At 72.8% G+C, this 19,993-nt stretch carries 10 protein-coding genes; 5 read left to right on the top strand and 5 right to left on the bottom strand.

Going from position 1 to position 19,993, the window contains the following annotated elements:
- Together lhgO and BT364_RS31305 are read right to left on the bottom strand one after the other, a co-directional pair.
- Positions 1–1,257: an L-2-hydroxyglutarate oxidase gene (lhgO, locus tag BT364_RS31300; RefSeq protein ID WP_072488598.1), complete on the bottom strand. Its 1,257-nt coding sequence runs from the start codon at positions 1,255–1,257 to the stop codon at positions 1–3.
- 114 nt (positions 1,258–1,371) lie between these two features.
- On the bottom strand, positions 1,372–3,078 hold the full coding sequence (locus BT364_RS31305) for an NsdA family TPR-like regulatory protein (RefSeq protein ID WP_072488599.1): 1,707 nt from the start codon (positions 3,076–3,078) through the stop codon (positions 1,372–1,374).
- 1,172 nt (positions 3,079–4,250) lie between these two features.
- Here BT364_RS31305 and BT364_RS31310 point away from each other — a divergent pair.
- Positions 4,251–6,362, top strand: coding sequence for an asparagine synthase-related protein (locus BT364_RS31310; RefSeq protein ID WP_107408347.1), 2,112 nt, complete (start codon positions 4,251–4,253; stop codon positions 6,360–6,362).
- 77 nt (positions 6,363–6,439) lie between these two features.
- On the top strand, positions 6,440–9,976 hold the full coding sequence (locus BT364_RS31315; RefSeq protein WP_072488600.1) for an ATP-binding protein: 3,537 nt from the start codon (positions 6,440–6,442) through the stop codon (positions 9,974–9,976).
- On the opposite strand, the gene BT364_RS31320 is transcribed toward BT364_RS31315, so the two are convergent.
- Positions 9,963–11,969, bottom strand: a complete 2,007-nt coding sequence (locus tag BT364_RS31320; RefSeq protein WP_079179706.1) for a sigma-70 family RNA polymerase sigma factor — start codon at positions 11,967–11,969, stop codon at positions 9,963–9,965. The genes BT364_RS31315 and BT364_RS31320 overlap by 14 nt on opposite strands.
- Before the next feature lie 495 nt (positions 11,970–12,464).
- Complete coding sequence (locus BT364_RS31325) at positions 12,465–13,445, bottom strand: TetR/AcrR family transcriptional regulator (RefSeq protein WP_079179707.1); 981 nt, start codon at positions 13,443–13,445, stop codon at positions 12,465–12,467.
- 340 nt (positions 13,446–13,785) lie between these two features.
- Between BT364_RS31325 and BT364_RS31330 the strand changes: the two genes are divergently transcribed.
- Positions 13,786–15,264: an NAD(P)/FAD-dependent oxidoreductase gene (locus BT364_RS31330; protein ID WP_079179708.1), complete on the top strand. Its 1,479-nt coding sequence runs from the start codon at positions 13,786–13,788 to the stop codon at positions 15,262–15,264.
- 187 nt (positions 15,265–15,451) lie between these two features.
- Positions 15,452–17,227, top strand: a complete 1,776-nt coding sequence (locus BT364_RS31335; protein ID WP_072488603.1) for an ATP-binding SpoIIE family protein phosphatase — start codon at positions 15,452–15,454, stop codon at positions 17,225–17,227.
- 29 nt (positions 17,228–17,256) lie between these two features.
- Here BT364_RS31335 and BT364_RS31340 read toward each other — a convergent pair whose 3' ends face one another.
- Entirely contained in the window at positions 17,257–18,567 is a 1,311-nt protein-coding gene (locus tag BT364_RS31340; RefSeq protein WP_072488614.1) for an MFS transporter, read from the bottom strand.
- Between the two features lie 155 nt (positions 18,568–18,722).
- Between BT364_RS31340 and BT364_RS31345 the strand changes: the two genes are divergently transcribed.
- A complete protein-coding gene (locus tag BT364_RS31345; RefSeq protein ID WP_072488604.1) occupies positions 18,723–19,280 on the top strand; it encodes a MarR family winged helix-turn-helix transcriptional regulator in 558 nt (185 codons plus the stop codon).
- The last annotated feature ends 713 nt before the right edge of the window (positions 19,281–19,993 follow it).

The following is a 19,993-nucleotide window of genomic DNA, read 5'->3' on the forward strand; positions in this document are numbered from 1 at the left end:
TCAGACACAATGCCCCGATTCTACGGCGGGCGGCCTCCACCCCGTCTCCCGTGCCCGGAGCAGCGCCCTGCGTGCCACCTCCCGCCCGATGGGCAGCGAGGCCGTGGCGGCGGGCGACGGCGCGTTCAGTACATGGACGGTGTGCGGGGCCTCGCGGATCAGGAAGTCGTCCACCAGGGTGCCGTCCCGCAGCACGGCCTGGGCCCTCACCCCGGCCGGGGCCGGTCCCAGATCGGCCTCCGTCACCTCGGGCAGCAGCCGCTGCACGGCCTGGGTGAACGCGTGCTTCGACAGCGAGCGGCGCACCTCGCCCGCCCCGTACCGCCAGTGTCTGCGCGCGATCTGCCAGGAGCCGGGCCAGGCCAGGGTGTCCGCCAGCTCGCGCGGGCGCACGACCGGCCAGCCGTATCCCTCACGGGCCAGGGCCGGCACCGCGTTCGGCCCGACGTGGACGCTGCCGTCGTGGCCCCGGGTCAGATGGACCCCCAGGAACGGGAACGCCGGATCGGGCACCGGATAGACCAGGCCGCGCACCAGCTCCGGCCGCGCCAGCTCGTAGTACTCCCCGCGGAACGGCACGATCCGCATCCCCGGGTCGTCGCCCGCGAGCCGCGCCACCCGGTCGCAGTGCAGCCCCGCGCAGTTGACCAGCGCCCGGGCCCGCACCACCACGCCGTCCGCCGTGCGCACCGCCACGCCCCAGGGGCGCCGGTCGATCGCGGTGACCTCCGCCCCGTAACGGATCACTCCGCCGGCGCCGCTCACCTCGGTGGCGAAGCGGGCCGCGACCGCCGCGAAGTCGCACACCCCGGTCGACCCGACCCGGATCGCGGCGAGGCCGCTGACCTGGGGTTCGTACGCGGTGATCTGGGCGGGGCCCAGCTCGCGCACCGGCAGCCCGTGCTGCCGGCCGCGCTGGACCAGGGCGTGCAGCCGGGGCAGCTCGGACCGCTCGGTCGCGACGATCAGCTTGCCGGTCACCGCGTGCGCGATGCCGTGCTCGGCGCAGAAGTCGACCATCTCGGCGGCACCGCGCACCGCGTAGCGGGCCTTGAGCGAGCCGGGGCGGTAGTAGACGCCGCTGTGGATCACTCCGCTGTTGCGTCCGGTCTGGTGCCGGGCCGGGCCCGGCTCCTTCTCCAGGACCGTCACCCGGGTGCCCGGAGCGGTGCGCGTGATCGCATACGCCGTCGACAGACCGACGATCCCGCCGCCGATCACCAGCACGTCGCAGTCGTACGCCGCGTGCGTCATCATCACGCCACCTCCCACCCCGATAGTGCACTGACCCACTGACAACGCACTCAAACCAGCGTGGCCCAGCGTGGCGCCGAATCTTTACGGCCCGGCTCCCGGCACGTCGGATTCCGTCTACGCGGGCGCCACCAGGAGCGGCCTGGCCCGCTCACGCAGCTCGGCGACGCGCGGCTCGTGCCCGTACGGTTCGAGCCGGTGCAGCAGATCCCGTACGTACTCCGTGGTCCGCGCCGAGGAGATGCGGCCCGCCACCTCCACCGCCCGGGTGCCCGCGGCGCAGGCGGCGTCCAGATTGCCCGACTCCAGCTCGGCCACCGCCGAGACCACGAGCCGCAGCCCGTGCGAGCGGACGAACTCCTCGGTGGGCCTGGACAGCGCCTGCTCGGTGAAGCGCCGCACCTGCCGGGGCGCCTTGAGATCGAGATGGCACTCCGCCGCGTCGGCCGCGAACCTGTCGTACGAGTAGAAGCCCAGCCAGGACGGGTCCCTGTCGCCGTCCCTGGAGCGCTCCAGCCAGCCCTCGGCGGCCTTCAGCGCGGAGCCGGCGGCGGCCGCGTCGTTCGCCTTGGCGTGGGCACGGGCCTCCACCAGGCGGAAGAAGCTCATGGTGCGGGCCGTGGCGAGGCCCCGGTTGCGTTCGACGGCGGCCTGCGCGAGGTCGACCCCCTCGTCGGCGAAGCCGCGGTAGGTGGCCTGCAGCGACATCGACGCGAGGACATAGCCGCCGAGGGGCACGTCGGCCGCGGCCCGCGCGAGTCTCAGCGCCTGGATGTAGTAGCGCTGCGCGGCCTCCTGCTGGCCGGTGTCGAAGGCCATCCACCCGGCGAGCCTGGTCAGCTCGGCGGCCGCGCCGAAGAGCGCCCGGCCGACCTCGTCGCTGTACGAGCCGAGCAGCAGCGGCGCCGCGTCGACCCGTAAACACTCCGGAACCATGGAGGACCGCCAGTCCCCGCCGCCGTACTTGGAGTCCCAGCGCCGGGCGTCCTGGGCCGCCTCCCGCAGCTTGGAGACATCGCTGTGGCCCACTCGCAGCGGGGAGATGTCGCTGGGGGCGGTGACGGGGGCGGGCGGGGCCGCGGACGTGGATTCGGGGCGCGGCTGGGCGGGGATGGAGGGCGCCTGCCGCGTGCCCAGTGCTCCCAGGGTGCCGAGTGCCGTCCGGGCCGCCTGTGCGGTCAGCGTGGCCCGGTCGCCGGGTGTCGGCTGCGCCCCGGATGCCGGCGGAGCGACGGGCACCGGCTCCGTGACCTCCGCCGCCCTGCCCGACGGGCCCTGCGCCCCTGCACCGCCCTGTGCGCCCCGCGCGCCCTGGGTGTCGAGGGCGGTCGCCCCGATCGCTGTCGCGTCCCGTGCCACGGTCGCATCGGCGGGGGATATCAGCCAGCGGGACGCGGGGGTCGCGTACGCGCTCACCGAGAACGAGCCCGCGAGCGACTGCCAGATCCCGCCGCCGCCCGCCCGCCGCCCGGCCAGATCCAGCCGGTACAGCTCGGTCGCCGAGCGGACCGCCTCGCCCACGTCGCGCGGGAAGGCCAGCCCGACCTCCGGCGCCGGATCGGCGTCCGCGAGCCCGATCTCGTGCAGCGGGACCGGCCGGCCGAGCTTGGCGCCGATCGCCGCGGCGATGAGATGGGGCGCGGCGCCCTGCGGCACCATGCCCTTGGAGACCCACCGGGCCACCGAGGTCTTGTCGTACCGAAGTGTCAGACCGCGCTGCGCCCCGAGGTCATTGACCCGCCGGGCGAGCCCGGCATTGCTGATTCCCGCGAGGGCGAGAACGGTTCCGAGCTTCTCGTTCGGTCCGCGTTGCTCCCTGGACATGCGCCACCCCTCGACACACAGACAGCCGCCGCGTCACCGTTGCGGCGCGCGGCATTCGTACCGTGTCCTCCCCAGCGACGAACCCCGGCACTCCGGCCGCACACGCATATGGCCGAGCCCCGAGGAATATGCCTCCTGCAGAGAACCTCAGTAAACCCAGCGTAGTTCGCCGCATCCCTACCGTTAAGGGGCAGACGTCCGTATGGCGGGATTGTTGTCCGTGCGGATGCGGACGGCGGCCGGGGCGCGGACCGGGCGCGGATCGGAAGTGGATCGGAGGCGGTCCGCGCGCGGTCCGGACGCCGGGTGGACCGGGCCCGCGAAACTGCCCGACGGCGCACGGGAACGGCACGTGGGAGCCCTGTTCGTACGTGGTGCCGGCGCCGCGCGCGGAGCCCCGTACGTGCTCCTGGTGTGTGGCCGTGCGCCCGGCCGTGCGCTCTCGTCCGGCCGTTTCGGAAGCGTTTCCATGGGTGCTGCGTGGGTCGGCCCACTGCACAGAACTCAGTGGGCTGGGGGACACTGCCGCCTCATTCCCCGCAGGCGGCGGACCGGTCCGGGAGGTGGACGACGCCTCCCGGACTGTGCGTCGGCGGTCCCGGTGGAGATCGGTCGCGGCTGCCCGGGGTTCCAGGAGGCATTCGGGAAGGTTCAGGGAATCAAGTGGGGCGAAAGCGGACTTCTGATGCGGTGAGTTGACCGGCGCGAGGTTGCAACCTGCTCTGAAAATGGCCGAATGTCGTCGGTCGTCCGAGGTTGGGCCGTCCGTTTCGCGGACATCTCGCCGACCGTCCGGCAGTCGCCCCTCGGCGGCTCGCGGACGACGCGCGGGCGATTCCCGGGTGGCCGGATTTCGGCCGGTTGATCCGGCTCGTACGGGGAAACCAACGCGCCCGTCTCGTACGTCAGTTGACGGGCGAGGTGCCCGGTGCGGGCCGTGCGCGACCCCCTTCCCCTCAAGAGCCGCCCGATGTGCGCCCGCCCGCACCCGGTCCGGCCTTCCGTCCCGCCCGGCCTTTGCCAGGGGCGCATGCCCTTCCGACGTGCGCCCTACGTAGCCCCTCCTGTGCGCCGTTGTCGTGGCAGCATGTTCGCAACGGCGCCGCGCGTTACCGGAGTTCTCCCGCTACTGCCCTGCTGCGCCGTTTTGTCCACAGCCTGTGGAGGCGGCGATGCGTTGGTTGGTGGGGTGGAGCAGTATCGCCGCGAGCTTCGGTACGGCCGGTGCGGTCGGCCCCAGCGACGAGGGGCGCACGATGCACCCCGTGGGATCCCAACTCCTGTGGGGCGACCCGGATCCGCTCTGGGCCGTGGGCGACTGGCGCCCCGACGAGATCCGGATCACCACGGTCGAGACCACCGAGGGCGCGCCCACCGCCCGGATGGCCGTCCTCGGCTGCTGCAGCGCCACCGACGAACAGCTGCGCTCCGGCCTCCTCGCCGCCCGCGGCGGCGCCCTGCGCCACCTCACCTCCTGGCCCGGCAGCTACACGACCGTCGTCCAGATCGGCCGCCGGATCACCGTCATCGGGGATCTCGCCGGTGCCCGCCCCGTCTTCTACACGCCCTGGGCGGGCGGCACGGCGTACGCCACCGCCGCGCTCCCGCTCGCCGACCTCATCGAGGCCCAGCTGGACATCGGCCACCTGGCCGCCCTGCTCGCCTGCCCCGAGACCCCGGAGGCGCTGCGCGACGGCACCCCGTACGCCGGGGTGAAGCGCATCCCGCCGGGCCACGCGCTCATCCTCCGTGAGGGCTCGCGCGAGATCACCGGTTACGAGGCGGTGGCCTCCCTCGCCGTCGCCGCACCCCAGCTCGACCCGGTCAGCGCCGTCGACGGCGTACGCGACGCACTGGTCGAAGCGGTACGCGCCAGACTCCTGGCCCCGCGCCACGCGCCCGAGACCCTGCCGCCCGACCCCGGCCCGGTCCCCGGCATGGGCCCGGCCGAACGGCGCGCCGCCCGCGGCGCACCGGTCCCCGGCATCGGCGCCGACCTGTCCGGAGGGAGCGCCTCCGCCACCCTCGCCCTGCTCGCCGCCGGGCTTCCGGGCCTGCCCGGCACCCTCCTCGGCCACGGCACGGAAGCGGGGGAGCGGCTGCTCGCCGTCACCCTCAACGACCTCACCGCGCACGGACACGAGGACGAACTCGAACGCGCCCGCGTCATCGCCGCCAACCCGCGCCTGCACCATGTGGTCGTCGCGGCCGGTGAGGAGGCCCTGCCCTACGCCGGCCTGGGCGGCGGCCCGCTCACCGACGAACCCGCCCCCTCGCTCGTCGTCGCCGAGCGCCACCGCCGGCGCCTCGCGTCGGGCAGCGCCGACCACTTCGTCGGCGGTGGCGCCCGGCAGGTCCTGGACGCCCACCCGGCCCGCCTCGCCGACCTGCTGATGGACCGTCGCCGACGCCATCTGCTGCGCCCGGTCGCCGCGCTCGCCAAGGCGGAGGGCCCGAGCGCGCACTCCCTGTTCGTGCCGCTGACCGTCTACCGCGCGGCCCGCCGCCTGTCCCGTACGTCGTACCGCACCGGCCTGGAAGCGGCGGCCGACCGGCTGCCGGACGCCAACCGGAACTCCCCCGACCTCGACACCCCCGCCGATGCCTCGCTGGCCGCCCTCGCCTGGTCACGGCCCGGCCCCGCCGCCCGCTGGCTCACCGGGGAGGCGCTCGCCGAGGTGTCGGTCCGGCTCCAGGAGGCGGCCATCCGCCCCGTCTCCGTCCAGCGCCCCGGCGAGGCCCGCGCCAGGGCGGCCCTGGCCCGGTACGCCGCCGACCACCGGATCCTGGAGCAGGCCGCCGAGAACCGCAGCCAGCGGCTGCACGCCCCGTACCTCGACAACCAGGTCGTACGCGCCGCCCGTGCGCTCCCCGAATCGCTCCGGGTGCAGCCGGGCGCCCGCGCCGCGATCCTGCGCCGGGTGCTCGCCGGCGCGGGCGTCCACGAACTGCCGCCCGGCTGGGGCACGCCCTCCCTCGCCACCTCGAACGCGACCGCCCGCACCGGTCTGCGCGCCGCCCTCCCGGAGTTGATCGCCCTCTTCGACGCCCCGCTGCTCGCCGACGCGGGCCTGGTCGAGGCCCGCGTCGTACGCAAGGCCCTGCGCGCGGCCTCCGAGGGTGAACCGCTCCCGCTGGACGGCCTCGCGCACCTGGCGTCCACGGAGCTCTGGCTCCGCCGCCTCGTGTCGCGGCGCGGCACCTGCTGGACGGGCACGGCGGCGCCCCGCCAGCGCGCGGTCGCGGGCGGAGTCGTCCCGGCCAGGCGGACGCTGCAACGGTAGGCGCGGGGGCGGAACGGCCGCTGCGGCGCGCGCCGAGGAGTAGGGAGCTCGCCGCGGTCGCGGGACACAATGGCCCGGTGCGGTATCTGATCCTGGGCGTCACCGAGGCGCGAGACGAGAACGGCGCTGCCCTGCCCGTGAGCGGTACGCGGCTGCGCGCGCTCCTCGCCGCCCTCGCGCTGCGCGCCGGACGCCCCGTCCCCGTCGCCGATCTGGTCGACGACGTATGGGCCGCCGACCCCCCGCACGACGCCCCCGCCGCGCTCCAGGCCCTGGTGGGCCGGCTGCGCCGGGTGCTGGGCAAGGGCGCGATCGCGAGTACCCACGGGGGCTACCGCCTGGCGGCCGGGCCCGACGAGGTCGACCTGTACGTGTTCGAGCGGCTCTCCCGCCAGGGGGCCGAGGAGCTCGACGCGGGCGACCCCGCGACTGCCGCGCGCACGCTCCGTACCGCGCTCGCCCTGTGGCGCGGCCCCGCGCTGGCCGATCTGCCGGACCGGGACCACGGCCACGGCCTGCGCCCCGAGGGCCACCGCCTGGCCGCGCTGGAACGCCGTATCGAGGCCGACCTGCGGTGCGCGGCGACGGGCCCGGACGCGGGGAGGCGGACCCTGGTGCCCGAACTCATGGAGCTGACGGCCGCCCACCCGTACGACGAACGCTTCCGCGCCCAGCTGATCCGTGCCCTGCGCGCCGAGGGCCGTCAGGCCGACGCGCTGGCCGCCTACGAGGACGCCCGCCGCGCCCTCGCCGACGGTCTCGGGGCCGATCCCGGACCGGAACTGATCGCGCTGCACCGGGAGTTGCTCTCCCTGTCGCAGGCGCCGTCCGGGTCGGCGGCGCGGCCGGCGATGATGCGCCCGCAGTATCCGCTCGACGCGTCCGGCCCCGCCGTCGGGCACGGCAATCTGCGGCCCCGGCTGACCTCGTTCGTCGGGCGCGAGCCGGAACTGCGTTCCATACGCGCCGATCTGACCCGTTCCCGCCTGGTCACCCTCACCGGCCCCGGCGGCTCCGGCAAGACCCGGCTGGCCGAGGAGGCCGCCGCCGCGCACGGCGGGCAGCCGGCGCCCGCGGCCGACCAGGCCAACCCGGCCGAAACATCCGACGCGGACGCCTGGATAGCCGAACTCGCCTCCGTGGACGACCCCGTCGACGTACCCGGAGCCGTGCTCTCCGCCCTCGGGCTGCGCGAGACCGCCCTCCTCCGTGACAGCAACCGCGACGGACAGCTGCCGCGCACCGACCCGACCGACCTCCTCGTCGAGCACCTGGCGCACTGCTCCCGCATCCGCCCCTTCCTGCTCATCCTGGACAACTGCGAGCACGTCATCGAGGCGGCCGCCACCCTCGCCGAGACCCTGCTCACGCACTGCCCGCAGCTGCGCATCCTCGCCACCAGCCGTGAACCCCTCGGCGTACCCGGCGAATCCGTACGCCCGGTCGGTCCGCTCCCGGCCGACCCCGCCCACCGGCTGTTCGCCGAGCGTGCCCGCACCGTACGCCCCGACTTCGACCCCGGGCAGGAGGCCGGGCGCGATGCGGAGGCCGTGGCCGAGATCTGCCGACGGCTCGACGGGCAGCCGCTCGCCATCGAGCTCGCCGCCGCCCGGCTGCGGATGCTCAGCCCGCGCCAGATCGCGGACCGGCTCGACGACCGCTTTCTCCTGCTGACCGGCGGGAGCCGGACCGTACTGCCGCGCCAGCAGACGCTGCGTGCCGTCGTCGACTGGTCCTGGGACCTCCTGGACGAGGACGAACGCACGGCGCTGCGGCAGGTCTCCGTCTTCGCGGGCGGCTGGGACCTGCGGGCCGCGGAAGCCGTCGTCACACCCGGAGTCGTCACACCTGGAGCGGGCCCTGCCGGAGCCGTGTCCTCCGGAGCCGTGTCCTCCGGGCCCGTCCCCGCCGGGCTCTCGACCGCCGACCTGATCGGCGCCCTCGTCGACAAGTCTCTCGTCGTCGCGACCCCGACCGCCACCGGCGAGATGCGTTACCGCCTCCTGGAGACCATCCACGAGTACGCCACCGAACGCGCCGCCGAGGTCCCGGAGATACGTGCCGCCGCCGCGAGCGCGCACACCGCGTACTTCCTCGCCCTCGTCGAGCGGGCCGAGCCGCGCATCCGTTCCGGCGACCAGCTGCCCTGGATCGAACGCCTGGAGACGGACCTCGACAACATCCGGGCCGCCCTCCACCGGACCGTCGTCACCGGCCCGTCCGAAGCGGAAGCCGTACGGCTGGTTCTCGGCATGGGGTGGTTCTGGTGGCTGCGAAACTTCCGCTCCGAGGGCCTCACCTGGGCCGAGCGCGCCGTGGCGCTGGGGCCGGAGCCGGTGAACGCCGACGACCCCCGCTACTGGCCGCGCATGCATCTGGAGATGCTGCGGTACTTCCTCGCCGTGGAGTCCGGGCCTGCCGAGGCCGTCCACGGTGACGACCGCTTCCGGGCCGTGATGGACCGGGTGACCGAGGCGTTCAGGTCCTCGGGACCGCAGTCCGCACGCTTCCCGGGCATGCTCTGGCCGATGGCCCTGTTCGCGGCCCGGACGACCACCGAGACCCACGCGCTGATCGATTCGGTGGTCGACAACGCCCGGACCCATGGCGGCGCCTGGGAGTACTGCCTCGCCCTGATGTTCCGTACCCACATGGTCGTCGACATGCCGGGCGGCATGCCCGGGGTCGACGCCGATCTCGCGGAACTGCGCGAGCTGAGCCGCCGCGTCGGCGACCGCTGGATTCGTGCGCAGGTGGCGAGCGCGGCCGCGGAGGCGGGCGTGATGCGCGGACGGTTCCCGCAGGCCCGGGCGGCGTACGAGGAGGCGCTGCTGCTGTCCCGTGAGGTCGGCGCGCATGCCGAGGCGCCGTTCCTCCTCGCCCGCCTCGCGGAACTCGCCTACCGGACCGGGGACATGGCGGACTTCGAGCGGAACCTGACCGTGGCGGAGCGCGAGGCGGACCGCTACCAGGTGCACGACGCCCACGCCTACATCCATTTCCTGCGCGCCACGGCGGCCCTGGAGCGGGGGGAGACCGCCCGGGCGCGGCAGCTGGTCACCGAGGCGGCGCATGCGATCGGGCGGGGCAGCCCGCCGTCGCACTTCAGCGCCGTGGTCGAGGGTCTGGCCGCCCGGATCACGGTGCACGAGCCGGGACCCGACCGTGGTCCGGCGGCGGGCGTGCGAGGCCTGACGGCGGCACTCCGCGGGGCGCGGGACGCCCAGTGCGCCGAACTCGTCACCGGGCATCTGGCGGACTGCGTGGCGGCCGTGCTGCCGAAGGTGGGCCACCACCGGGCCGCGGTACGGATCCTGGCGGCGGCGGACGGCTGGCGCTTGTTCGGCCCCAGGACCGAGGCTCAACAGGCCGAGGTGGACGGGGCCGAGCGGCAGGCGCGCGAGGAGCTGGGACCTCAGCTGTACGAGGCCGAGCGCACCGCGGGCCGCGCACTGACCCTCGACGACGTCATCGAGCTCCTGACCCGCATCACCGAGGAGCTCCCGGAGGCGCCGGGGTGCGTGGAGGTCCTGGAGCGCGGGGACGCTCCGGTCCACGCGGAAGCGCCGGGGTTCACCTCCGGCCTCACCCCGGACCGGCTCACCGGCAACTGATCGTCGAATTCGCCCAGTCGGCGAGCGCCATGACGCCACCGGGCCGGGCGCGCTCGACCACCAGCCGGATGCGCTCCTGACCGGCGATACCGACGCCCACCGGCACGGCCGGGGCGTTGCCGTTCATCACCGGGGACTGCCACAGCCGTGCCCCGTCGCCGTTGAAGACGGAGAAGCGCACCGAGCCGAGTCCCATCGTCATGTCGTCGATCCCGACCATCGCCTGGTACCGCGTGCACTCCTTGTTCAGCCGGATGGTGACCGAGGAATTGCTGTTGACGGTGACCCCGTGCGCGTACGTCGTGCCGCCGATCGACACATCGGAACGCTGCCAGACCCAGCTGCTCTCACCGAGCACCACCTCCGGTTCGGTGTGGTCGCCCAGGAGCGAGTAGCTGAGTTCGCTGATCTGGTAGACGGTCGGCGCGGGAGGCGGCGGGGTCGGTGTCGGCGTCGGAGTGGGCGTCGGGGGGAGCGTCGGTTCCGGCTTGGGCTTCGGCGCGGGCGGCGTCGGCTCGGGAGCGGGCTTCGGGGGCGGTTTAGGGGTGGGCGTCGGCTTGGGCTCGGGCCTGGGCGGCGGTGTGGGCGCCGAGGGCGCGGGCGGCACCGGCGGAGCGGGCTTCGGTGCGGACGGCTTCGGTGCGGGCGGCTTCGGTGCGGGCGGCGGTGTCGGGGCCGGGGGCGCCACGACGGCCGGCTTCGCCACATGCTTGGCCTCGGGCTTCGGCTGGTCGTCGCCGACCAGCGCCCAGACGAGTCCGGCCGCCGCGGCCACGACGACCGCGGCCGCGATACCGGCCTTCGCCGGGGCACCGAGCCCCTCCGAGGCCGCGGCACCACCGGCCGAACCTCCGGTGGAGCCGCCCCCGGACGCCGCCGCGGCGGCACCCGCACCCGCGGCTCCCGCCGCGCCACCGGCGACGACTCCGGCTGCCTTGAGCGCGTACCCGGCGGCGAACCAGCCGATGACCGCGACCGGCAGCAGCGCGGGAATCCCGGCGTTGACATGGGCCAGCTCGCCCGCGGCGAGCCGGCACTTCGAGCATTCCTCCAGATGTCCGCGCAGGCCGCGCTCGGCCCGCATGCGGAGCCCGCCACGGGCGTAAGCGCCGAGCCGGTCGGCGTAGCGCGCGCAGTCGCCGCCCGCGGTGAGCGCCTGGCTCACATGCGCCTGCAGATAGGCCTGCTTGAGACCCTCACGGGCCCGGCTGGCCAGCACCGCCGTGGCATTGGCGGTCAGTCCGAAGAGCGGGGCGATCTCGCTGGGCGACTCCTCCTCGACGGTGGTGTGCCACAGCACGGCCTGCCAGCGCTCCGGCAGGCTGCGGAACGCCTGCATCGCCATCGACTGCTCGGCCTCGTGCATCGCCAGCACATCGGCGCCGAGGTCGAGCGTGTCCGCGTCCGACACCTGGGAGGTCTGGGCCGCCTGCGCGGCGAACACCGCGAAGTCGTCGACCAGTTGCTCCCGCTTCGCGGTCTTGGTCCAGGCGGCGCCGACGTGGCGGACGGCCGTCATGAGATAGGCCCGTACGGCCTCCTCGGGCCCCTTGCCCCGGCGTACCGCCTGCAGGGTGCGGGCGAAGACCTCGGCCGTCAGGTCGTCGGCCGTGTGGGCGTCCCGGCAGCAGCTGCGCGCGTAGCGCCGCACGGCGTCGGAGTGGCGCCGGAAGAGCTCCTCGTACGCGAGATCGTCGCCGTCCCGCATCTGCCGGATCAGATCGGCGTCGGAGGGCGCGCCGCCCGAGGCATCGGTGGCGCCGGTGCTGCCGCCCTCCCGCTGCATCGGCACCGCGGCGTCGGCCCCGGGGCCGGCATCGACCGGCGCCGACCACGGACCCGGCAGTACGGTGCCGCCCTCGGCGTCACCGCTCGACCGGCCCGGCCCGGCCTGACTCGGCACCTGCCGGGCGGAAAGCCCACCGGCCTCCGCGACACCACCCACTGCGGAGACGTCGTCGAACGACTCTTCCTGCTGCCCGTCACCGCTCATCGCGGTAGCCCCCGTATGCGCTGTCGGACCCGAACTTCGGGCAAGAGTGCCACATGGCGCAATCACGACGGACCCTCAGCCCCCGCAACCACTCATCCGGGGCGTTTTTCCGAATGTGAGTACTAACGGCCATTCATTCGGGGAAAGCTCGACAATCTCTTTTGCGAGGCCGAGTTGGAGCCGCAGTACGCGATTCGGGAGCGACAGGCGTGCTACTGGAGGGCGATGCGGGTTTCGGCAGCAGTAACGGCGGTCGTGGACGCCGGACTCGAAGGCCGGACGGATGATGACGGGCTGTCGATCGAGACCCCATCAAAACGGGCCACATCGACCAAACGCGCACGGAAGTGGAGTCAGCGGTTCGACAACACGCCCGCGAGTCGGCAACGCGCGGGCGCAGCGGCAGCACACGCCACTGCGCCCGCGCATCCCGAAGATCCTGCGCATTCCGGGGATCCTCAGGTCCCTCAGGTCCCTCAGATCCCCAGACTCCGCTCAGGCGGCCGGCCGGGAGCGCAGTCCCTCCAGCAGGATGTCCAGGAGCCGGCTCGAAGCGGCGGCCTGCTGGGCGGCGTCCGGCAGCGAAGGTGCTGCTGTCGCTATCACCAGCAGTACATCCGCGACCGTCACGTCGCGGCGCAGTTCACCGGCTGCCCGTGCCCGGTCCACCAGACGGCCGACCACCTCCAGCAGCTCGCCGGCTCCCGCGTCGTCGTCCTCGACACCGGTCTCCGCAGCGGGCCGCTCGTCGGCCGGCCGGGGGTCGGCCTGGCCGGCGCCCTGGCGCTGCTGAGGCACCCGGGCCTCGTCCCGACCACTGCCCGGAACCGATGCGGAGCCCGACGCCGAGCCCGACGCCGAGCCCGATACGGCCGCCGCCGAACCATCGCCACTGCCGTCGCCGTTGCCGTCACCGATGCCATCGACATCGACATCGACGCCGACCCGCAGCACCTGAGGCGGCAGCAGCCGCCCCGCGCCCGAGGCCACGGACGTCCGCAGGAAGCGCGACAGCGCCGACCACGGCTCGTCCTCCTGACCGAGCGCGGTCCGGGCCTGGTCCGTCAGCCGGGAGGTCTCCTCCGCGGCTATCCGCCGGACCAGCACGTCCTTGCTCGGGAACCGCCGGTACACCGTGCCGACCCCGACCCGGGCGCGACGTGCCACGTCCTCCATCGGAGCCCCGTACCCCAGCTCCCCGAACACCTCGCGCGCGGCCCGCAGGACATGCTCCAGATTGCGCTGGGCGTCCACGCGGAGCGGAGCCGTACGGCCATGCGCGTCGGCCGTCCCGGCTGCTCCGGTCGCGCCGTTCGTCCCGTTCACCCCGACCGTGGCGACCGGGCTCGTCGACGACGCCGCTCCGACCGCGCCGACCGCGCCGACCGTTCCGACCGCTCCGTTTCGTCCCGTTCCGTCGGACGAATGGGACGAAACCGCGGCAGCGGTCGGCCAATGAGAATCCTGAATGTGCATAACTGTTCCCCCGGTTATGACGTCTCCCCCCGGAGACTTCCCGCCGTTTGAGCCAGGGAGCGGATCACGGTCCCCACCCGACACCCCGACGACATACGAACATAGTTGAGCCCGGCTCAATTCAGAAGGGGGTAGTTCCGCATGGAGCGCCCCCCGATCGGAGCAAGACCGGTTGGTCACTGATTCGACCCCCGCCCACGGCCCCCCACCCCGACCCCTGACCTGCACGGCTTGCGTACCACCGCCGGGCCCCGCGGCAACCGCCCGCCCAAAACCTCCGGTCACACAATTTGCCGAGCCTGTGGACAAACCCTTGAGCACGTTGCGTCATGGGGTGGTGATGGCTTCAGAATCCGGGGGAACACCCCCAGGACCCCCGCCGGGCGTGCGCATTCTCGTCATCGGTGGTGGCTACGTCGGGATGTACACAGCACTGCGTCTCCAGCGGAAGCTGAAGCAGAGACTCAGAAGCGGCGAGGCCGAGATCGTGGTCGTCACCCCCGAGCCCTATATGACGTATCAGCCGTTCCTGCCCGAAGCGGCCGCCGGTTCGATCTCGCCGCGCCATGTCGTCGTCCCGCTCCGCCGCGTCCTCGCGCACTGCAAGATCGTGATCGGCGAGGCGCAGCACATCGACCACGCCAAGCGCACCGCGACCGTCACCACCCTCGCCACGGGGGAGGACGGCACCGGCGCGGTCGAGATCCGGTACGACGAACTCGTCCTCGCCCCCGGCTCCGTCTCGCGCACCCTCCCGGTCCCCGGCCTCGCCGACCACGGCATCGGCTTCAGGACCGTCGAGGAGGCCATCGGCCTGCGCAACCACGTCATCGAGCAGATGGACATCGCCTCCGCCACCCGCGACCCCGCCATCCGCGACGCCGCGCTCACCTTCGTCGTGGTCGGCGGCGGATACGCGGGCGTCGAAGCCCTCGCCGAGCTGGAGGACATGGCCCGCTACACCTCGCGGTACTACCACAACATCAAGGCCGAGGACCTGAAATGGATCCTCGTCGAGGCCTCCGGCCGCATCCTTCCCGAGGTCGGCGAGGAGATGGGCACCTACGCCATCCGTGAGCTGCGCGGCCGCAACATCGACGTACGCCTCGACACCCGGCTGGAGTCCTGCGAGGACCGGATCGCCGTCCTGAGCGACGGTTCCAGGTTCCCGACCCGCACCCTCGTGTGGACCGCGGGCGTCAAACCCGCGCCGGTCCTCGCCGCGACCGACCTGCCGCTCGACGAACGCGGCAGGCTCAGATGCACGGCAGAGCTCACCGTCGAGGGCGTCGAGCACGCCTGGGCCGCCGGGGACGCCGCGGCCGTACCCGACCTCACCGCCGCCGAGGCGGGCAGGGCGACCGCGCCCAACGCCCAGCACGCGGTGCGCCAGGCCAAGGTCCTCGCCGAGAACATCCTCGCCTCGATCGCCGGAGAGCCCCTGGAGGAGTACCGGCACAGCTACGCGGGCTCCGTCGCCTCGCTGGGCCTCCACAAGGGCGTCGCCCATGTCTACGGCCGTAAGCTCAAGGGATATCCGGCCTGGCTGATGCACCGTACGTACCACCTCAGCCGTGTCCCGACGTTCAACCGGAAGGCCCGCGTCCTTGCCGAATGGACCCTCGCCGGGCTCTTCAAGCGCGAGATCGTCTCCCTCGGTTCGCTGGAACACCCGCGCGCCGAGTTCGAGCTCGCCGCAGGCGGCAGACGCCCCGGGCCGAACGGCCCGCCGGACCCGGACTCCCCGCCGGGCCCAGGCAACTCGCCGGGGCCGGACATTCCTTCCGGGACCGACGGCTCGCCGCCGAACGGCGGCTGACGGGCCGTCGACCCGCCCGTGCATCCGCCGGGGGGAGGACCGTACCGACAACAGTCAGTACGGTCCGCCACACTGGACGTGTGACCATAGGTGGGCCCACATCTGCACAGAGTGACCCGGCCGGCAGTGACCGACAGTGAGCAGCCCGCAAGAGCGGACCAGACCGACACACGAGGCCAGAAATTCCGTGAACTTCACGCGCTGGAGCGCCCGCCTACCCGGAACGCAGCGCCGCGCCGCCGCACGGGACGACCGCAGTTCCGTGCCCCCGGCCCGCGCCGAGTACGCACAGCCCGAGGCCGGGCCCCGCCCGCCGGGCGGCGACACCCGCGGCGGGACGAGCCACGATCCCCGGGACGACTCGCGCGGCGAGGCCCGGCCGGGCGGCCCCACCCCGGAGGATCTCTCCGCCCGGGACATCCTCGGTCAGCTGCCCGCCCTGGTGGCCCTGGTGTACGGCCCCGACCACCGGATCGCGTACGTCAACGACGCCTACACCGCCGCCTTCGGGCCCCGCCCGGCCGGCGCCACCGCCGCCGAGGCCATGCCGGAGCTCCACGAACTCAGCCTGCTGCCCCTCATGGACCAGGTCCTGCGCAGCGGCACCCCTCGCACGGTCAAGTCCCGCAAGGTCCGCGGCGGCAACTCGTACACCGTCACCTGCACTCCCGTACACCGGGACAGCGACGACGAAGGCGCAGGTGAGGGCGGCAAGGGCGGCCTCAAGAAGCAGAGCAGGAACAACAAGGGCAGCGGGAGAGACCGAGGGAGCGAAGGCGGCGTGCTCGTGTACGCCGCCGATGTCACCGACCACGCCGAAGCGGCCGAACGGCTCCGGGCCAGCGAGCGCCGCCACCGCGAAACGGCCGTCACCCTCCAGCGCTCCCTGCTCCCGCAGGAGCTGGAGCAGCCCGACGACCTCCGGATCGCCGCCACCTACCAGCCCGGCGGCACCGACGCAGCGGTCGGCGGCGACTGGTACGACGTCATCACCCTCGGCGCGGGCCGCACCGCCCTGGTCATCGGGGACGTGATGGGACGCGGAGTGCGGGCCGCCGCCGTCATGGGCCAGCTCCGTACGGCCGTACGCGCCTACGCCCGCCTCGACCTCCCGCCGCACGAGGTGCTTCAGCTCCTGGACGGTCTCGCCGCCGAGATCGACGCCAGCCAGATCGCCACCTGCGCCTACGCGGTCCACGACCCCAACGAGGGCCGGCTCGTCTACTCCTCCGCCGGCCACCTCCCGATCCTGGTGTGCGACGAGGACGGCACGGTCCACCGCGCCGAGGACCCGACGGGACCCCCGCTCGGCACCGGCGGCTGGATCCACACCTCGGGCACGATCCCGCTGCCGCCCGGCTCCACCGCGGTCCTCTACACGGACGGCCTGGTGGAGCGGCGCAGCGAGGACATCGACGAGGGCGTCGCCGCACTGGAACGCGCCCTGTCCGGTGCCAAGGGTTCACCGCAGGTGGTCTGCGACCGGCTGATCCGCTCCCTCGGCGTCACCGCGGAACACGACGACGACGTGGCCGTACTGGTGGTCCAGCACCCCGCCCGCACGGGGGCGGACGCGGAGCTGTTCCACAACGCCTCGCTCGATCTCCTCGGCGGCATCGAGGCGGCCCCGCGCGCCCGCGCCTTCGCGACCGGGGTCCTGACCTCGTGGCGATTCCCGGTCGATCTCTGTGACCTGGGCGTCCTGGCCGCCGGCGAACTCGTCGCGAACTCCCTCAAGCACGGCACCCCGCCGATGCGCCTGGGGCTGCGCCGTACAGACCGGCGGCTGATCATCGAGGTGACCGACGGCGACGACCACCTGCCGCGCCGCCGCCGGGCCGACCCGGCGGACGAAGCGGGCCGCGGCATCTCCATCGTCGCGACGATCGCCTCGTCCTGGGGCAGTCGTCGCACACCGGGCGGCGGCAAGGCGGTCTGGTGCGAATTCGCCCTGCCGCGGTGAGGGCCCTGCCGAGGGCAGGGCCCGGCCGCTCAGCGAGCAGCGGCAGCCGTGGAGGCGGAGGCGGAGCCGGCCTCGGCATCCGGCAGTGACACGGCCACCACCCTGGAAGGCACCGTCTCCAGCGAAGGCCGGTCCTGTGCGGGGGTGAGCCGCCGGCCGAGCCGCAGAGCCAGCGCCGTGATGCCCAGCGAGAACAGCACGAACGTCACGATGTACGGCCCGTGCAGCGTCGCCCCCATGGGCCCGCCCACGGCCGGACCGACCGCCAGCGCGAGCTGCTTGCACAGGGCGAACGCAGAGTTGTACTGCCCGACCATCGACTCCGGCGCCAGATCGGCCACCAGCGGGGCCACGGTCGGCGACAGCATCGACTCGCCGAGCCCGAACAGTGCGTACGTGGAGATCATCGCGGCCGTCGCCATGGTCTGGCTGCCGTGCCCGAGCCCCGCGTATCCGGCCACGATCCAGGCGAAGGCCCAGATCAGACCCACCGAGGCGATGACCCGGCTGCGCCTGCGGCGCTCGACGAACCGCAGCACGACGAACTGCGCGACGACGATGACGGCGGTGTTGGCGGCCAGGGCGATCCCGAGCGTCGAGGGCTGCATCCCGGCGGCCTCGGTGCCGTACGCCGCGAGCCCGGACTCGAACTGTCCGTAACAGGCGAAGAACAGCACGAAGCCCAGCACGCACAGCTGCACCATGGCCCGGTGCGAGAGCAGCGCCCGCAGCCCGCCCGGCGCCTTGGTCCCGTCGGTGGGCCTGGCGTCCGAGAAGGACGGCGTACGGGTCAGCCGCACCGTGGAGGCGATGACACCGAGCACGACGAACATCGCGGCCTCGATGAGGAACAGCAGGGTGAAGGTCTCCGGCCGGTTCGTGTCGACGATCTGTCCGCCGACGAGCCCGCCGATGCCCAGCCCGAGGTTCTGCAGGAAGAACTGCATGGCGAAGGCGCGCGTACGGGTGGCGGTGCTGGAGCACCACACGAGCATGGTGGCGAGCGCCGGCTGCATGACCGCCGTACCCGCGCCGAGGACCGCGGCCGACAGCACGGAGGCGGTCACGCCCGACGACAGGCCGAGGGCGGCAGCGCCCAGGGTGGCGACGGCCGAGGCGACGACGAGCACGGGCAGCGGCCCGCGCCGGTCGATGGCCCGTCCGGTGAAGGGCAGAACGGCCAGCGCGGCCATGGCGAAGACCGCCAGTACGACTCCCGCGGTGCCAGCACCCAGATCACGTACCTGTGCCACATAGACGTACAGATACGGAACGGTGAACCCCAGCCCGAACGCGCTCAGCGCGCTCCCCAGCTGGATCCGCCGCAGTGCTGCACCCATCTCCCTGGTCACACTCACCTACCTCAAAGTCTCGAAGCGACATGCCGAGCCATCCGAACGACTCGAACCCGAAGACTTTAGCACTAAAGTTAGAACCTCAACAATACAGCTCGAAGGACTTCGACGGCTTTGGAGGGCGTGCCATACTGCCCGCCATGCCTGACACCACCGAGCAGCCCGGACCACAGGAGCCGAGCCTCGACGAGCAGATCGCCGCCTACCAGCGCGAATTCCGCGACCTGGATCCCCAGGTCGAGCAGGTCGTCTCGGCCCTGGGCCGGCTGAACCGCCGGATGAACGTGGCGTACGGACGCCAGCTCGCCGCCCTCGGCATCAGCAACGCCGAGTGGGAGGTCCTCAAGACCCTGGTCCTGGCCGGCTCCCCGTACCGCCTGGGCCCGGGAGAGCTGGCCAAGCGCCTGGGACTCACCCCGGCGGCGATGACCCACCGCATCGACCGCATGGCGGGCGAGGGCCTGGTCACCCGCGACCGGGACGAGAACAACCGGGTGCGCGTGATCGTCGAGCTGACCGACGAGGGCCGTACGAAGTGGCTGGAGGCCATGCGGATGGCCACCGACTTCGAGGAGGACCTGCTCCAGGACCTCACGGGCGATGAGCGCGGGGGCCTCGGCGACATGCTGATCCGCCTCCTGCGCCGCGTGGAGCACGCCCAGCCGGACGCCGGCGGCCGCCTCACCGACCTGGACTGAACCCGTGTCCGGCACGTGGGAAAAGGGCTTGACCTGGCGGGGTTGACACACCCCTCCTCGCTCCGTAAGGTTCTTCGAGTTGTCACGGAGCCGGAACGGTTCTGCGACAGCCGATCCCGCCGCGAATGCGGCAACCAAAACTCAGCACGATCTCCCACTCGGGATAATTTCGGCATGCCGAAATTGATTTCGAAGACTCGATTATGAGTTGCCGGGAAAATCCGCTAGAGTTTGGACGTCGGAACGGCCCAACGGTCGGGAAGACGAGCCCCGCTGACTGGGAATCAGGCCCGAAAGGATCTGATAGAGTCGGACTCGCCGGAAAGGGAAACGCGAAAGCGAAGAACTGGAAAGCAGAGCAGGACCCGCTTCGACCGGGAATCGGACACGAAAGAGTCTGATAGAGTCAGAAACGCAAGACCGAAGGGAAAAGCCCGGAGGAAAGCCCGAGAGGGTGAGTACAAAGGAAGCGTCCGTTCCTTGAGAACTCAACAGCGTGCCAAAAGTCAACGCCAGATATGTTGATACCCCGGCCTGCTTCGGCAGGTTGGAGGTTCCTTTGAAAGTCCCACGGGGTCACTGACCCGGTGGGCAATTACACAGCGAGGACGCTGTGAACGACCGGTCTTATTCCGTCCGGTCGTTCCGCTCTCGTGTTGTGTTGTCCCGATCACGGGAAAACATTCACGGAGAGTTTGATCCTGGCTCAGGAC

The sequence above is a fragment of the Streptomyces atratus genome, assembly GCF_900119365.1.
In the GTDB taxonomy this organism is placed as follows: Bacteria; Actinomycetota; Actinomycetes; order Streptomycetales; family Streptomycetaceae; genus Streptomyces; species Streptomyces atratus_B.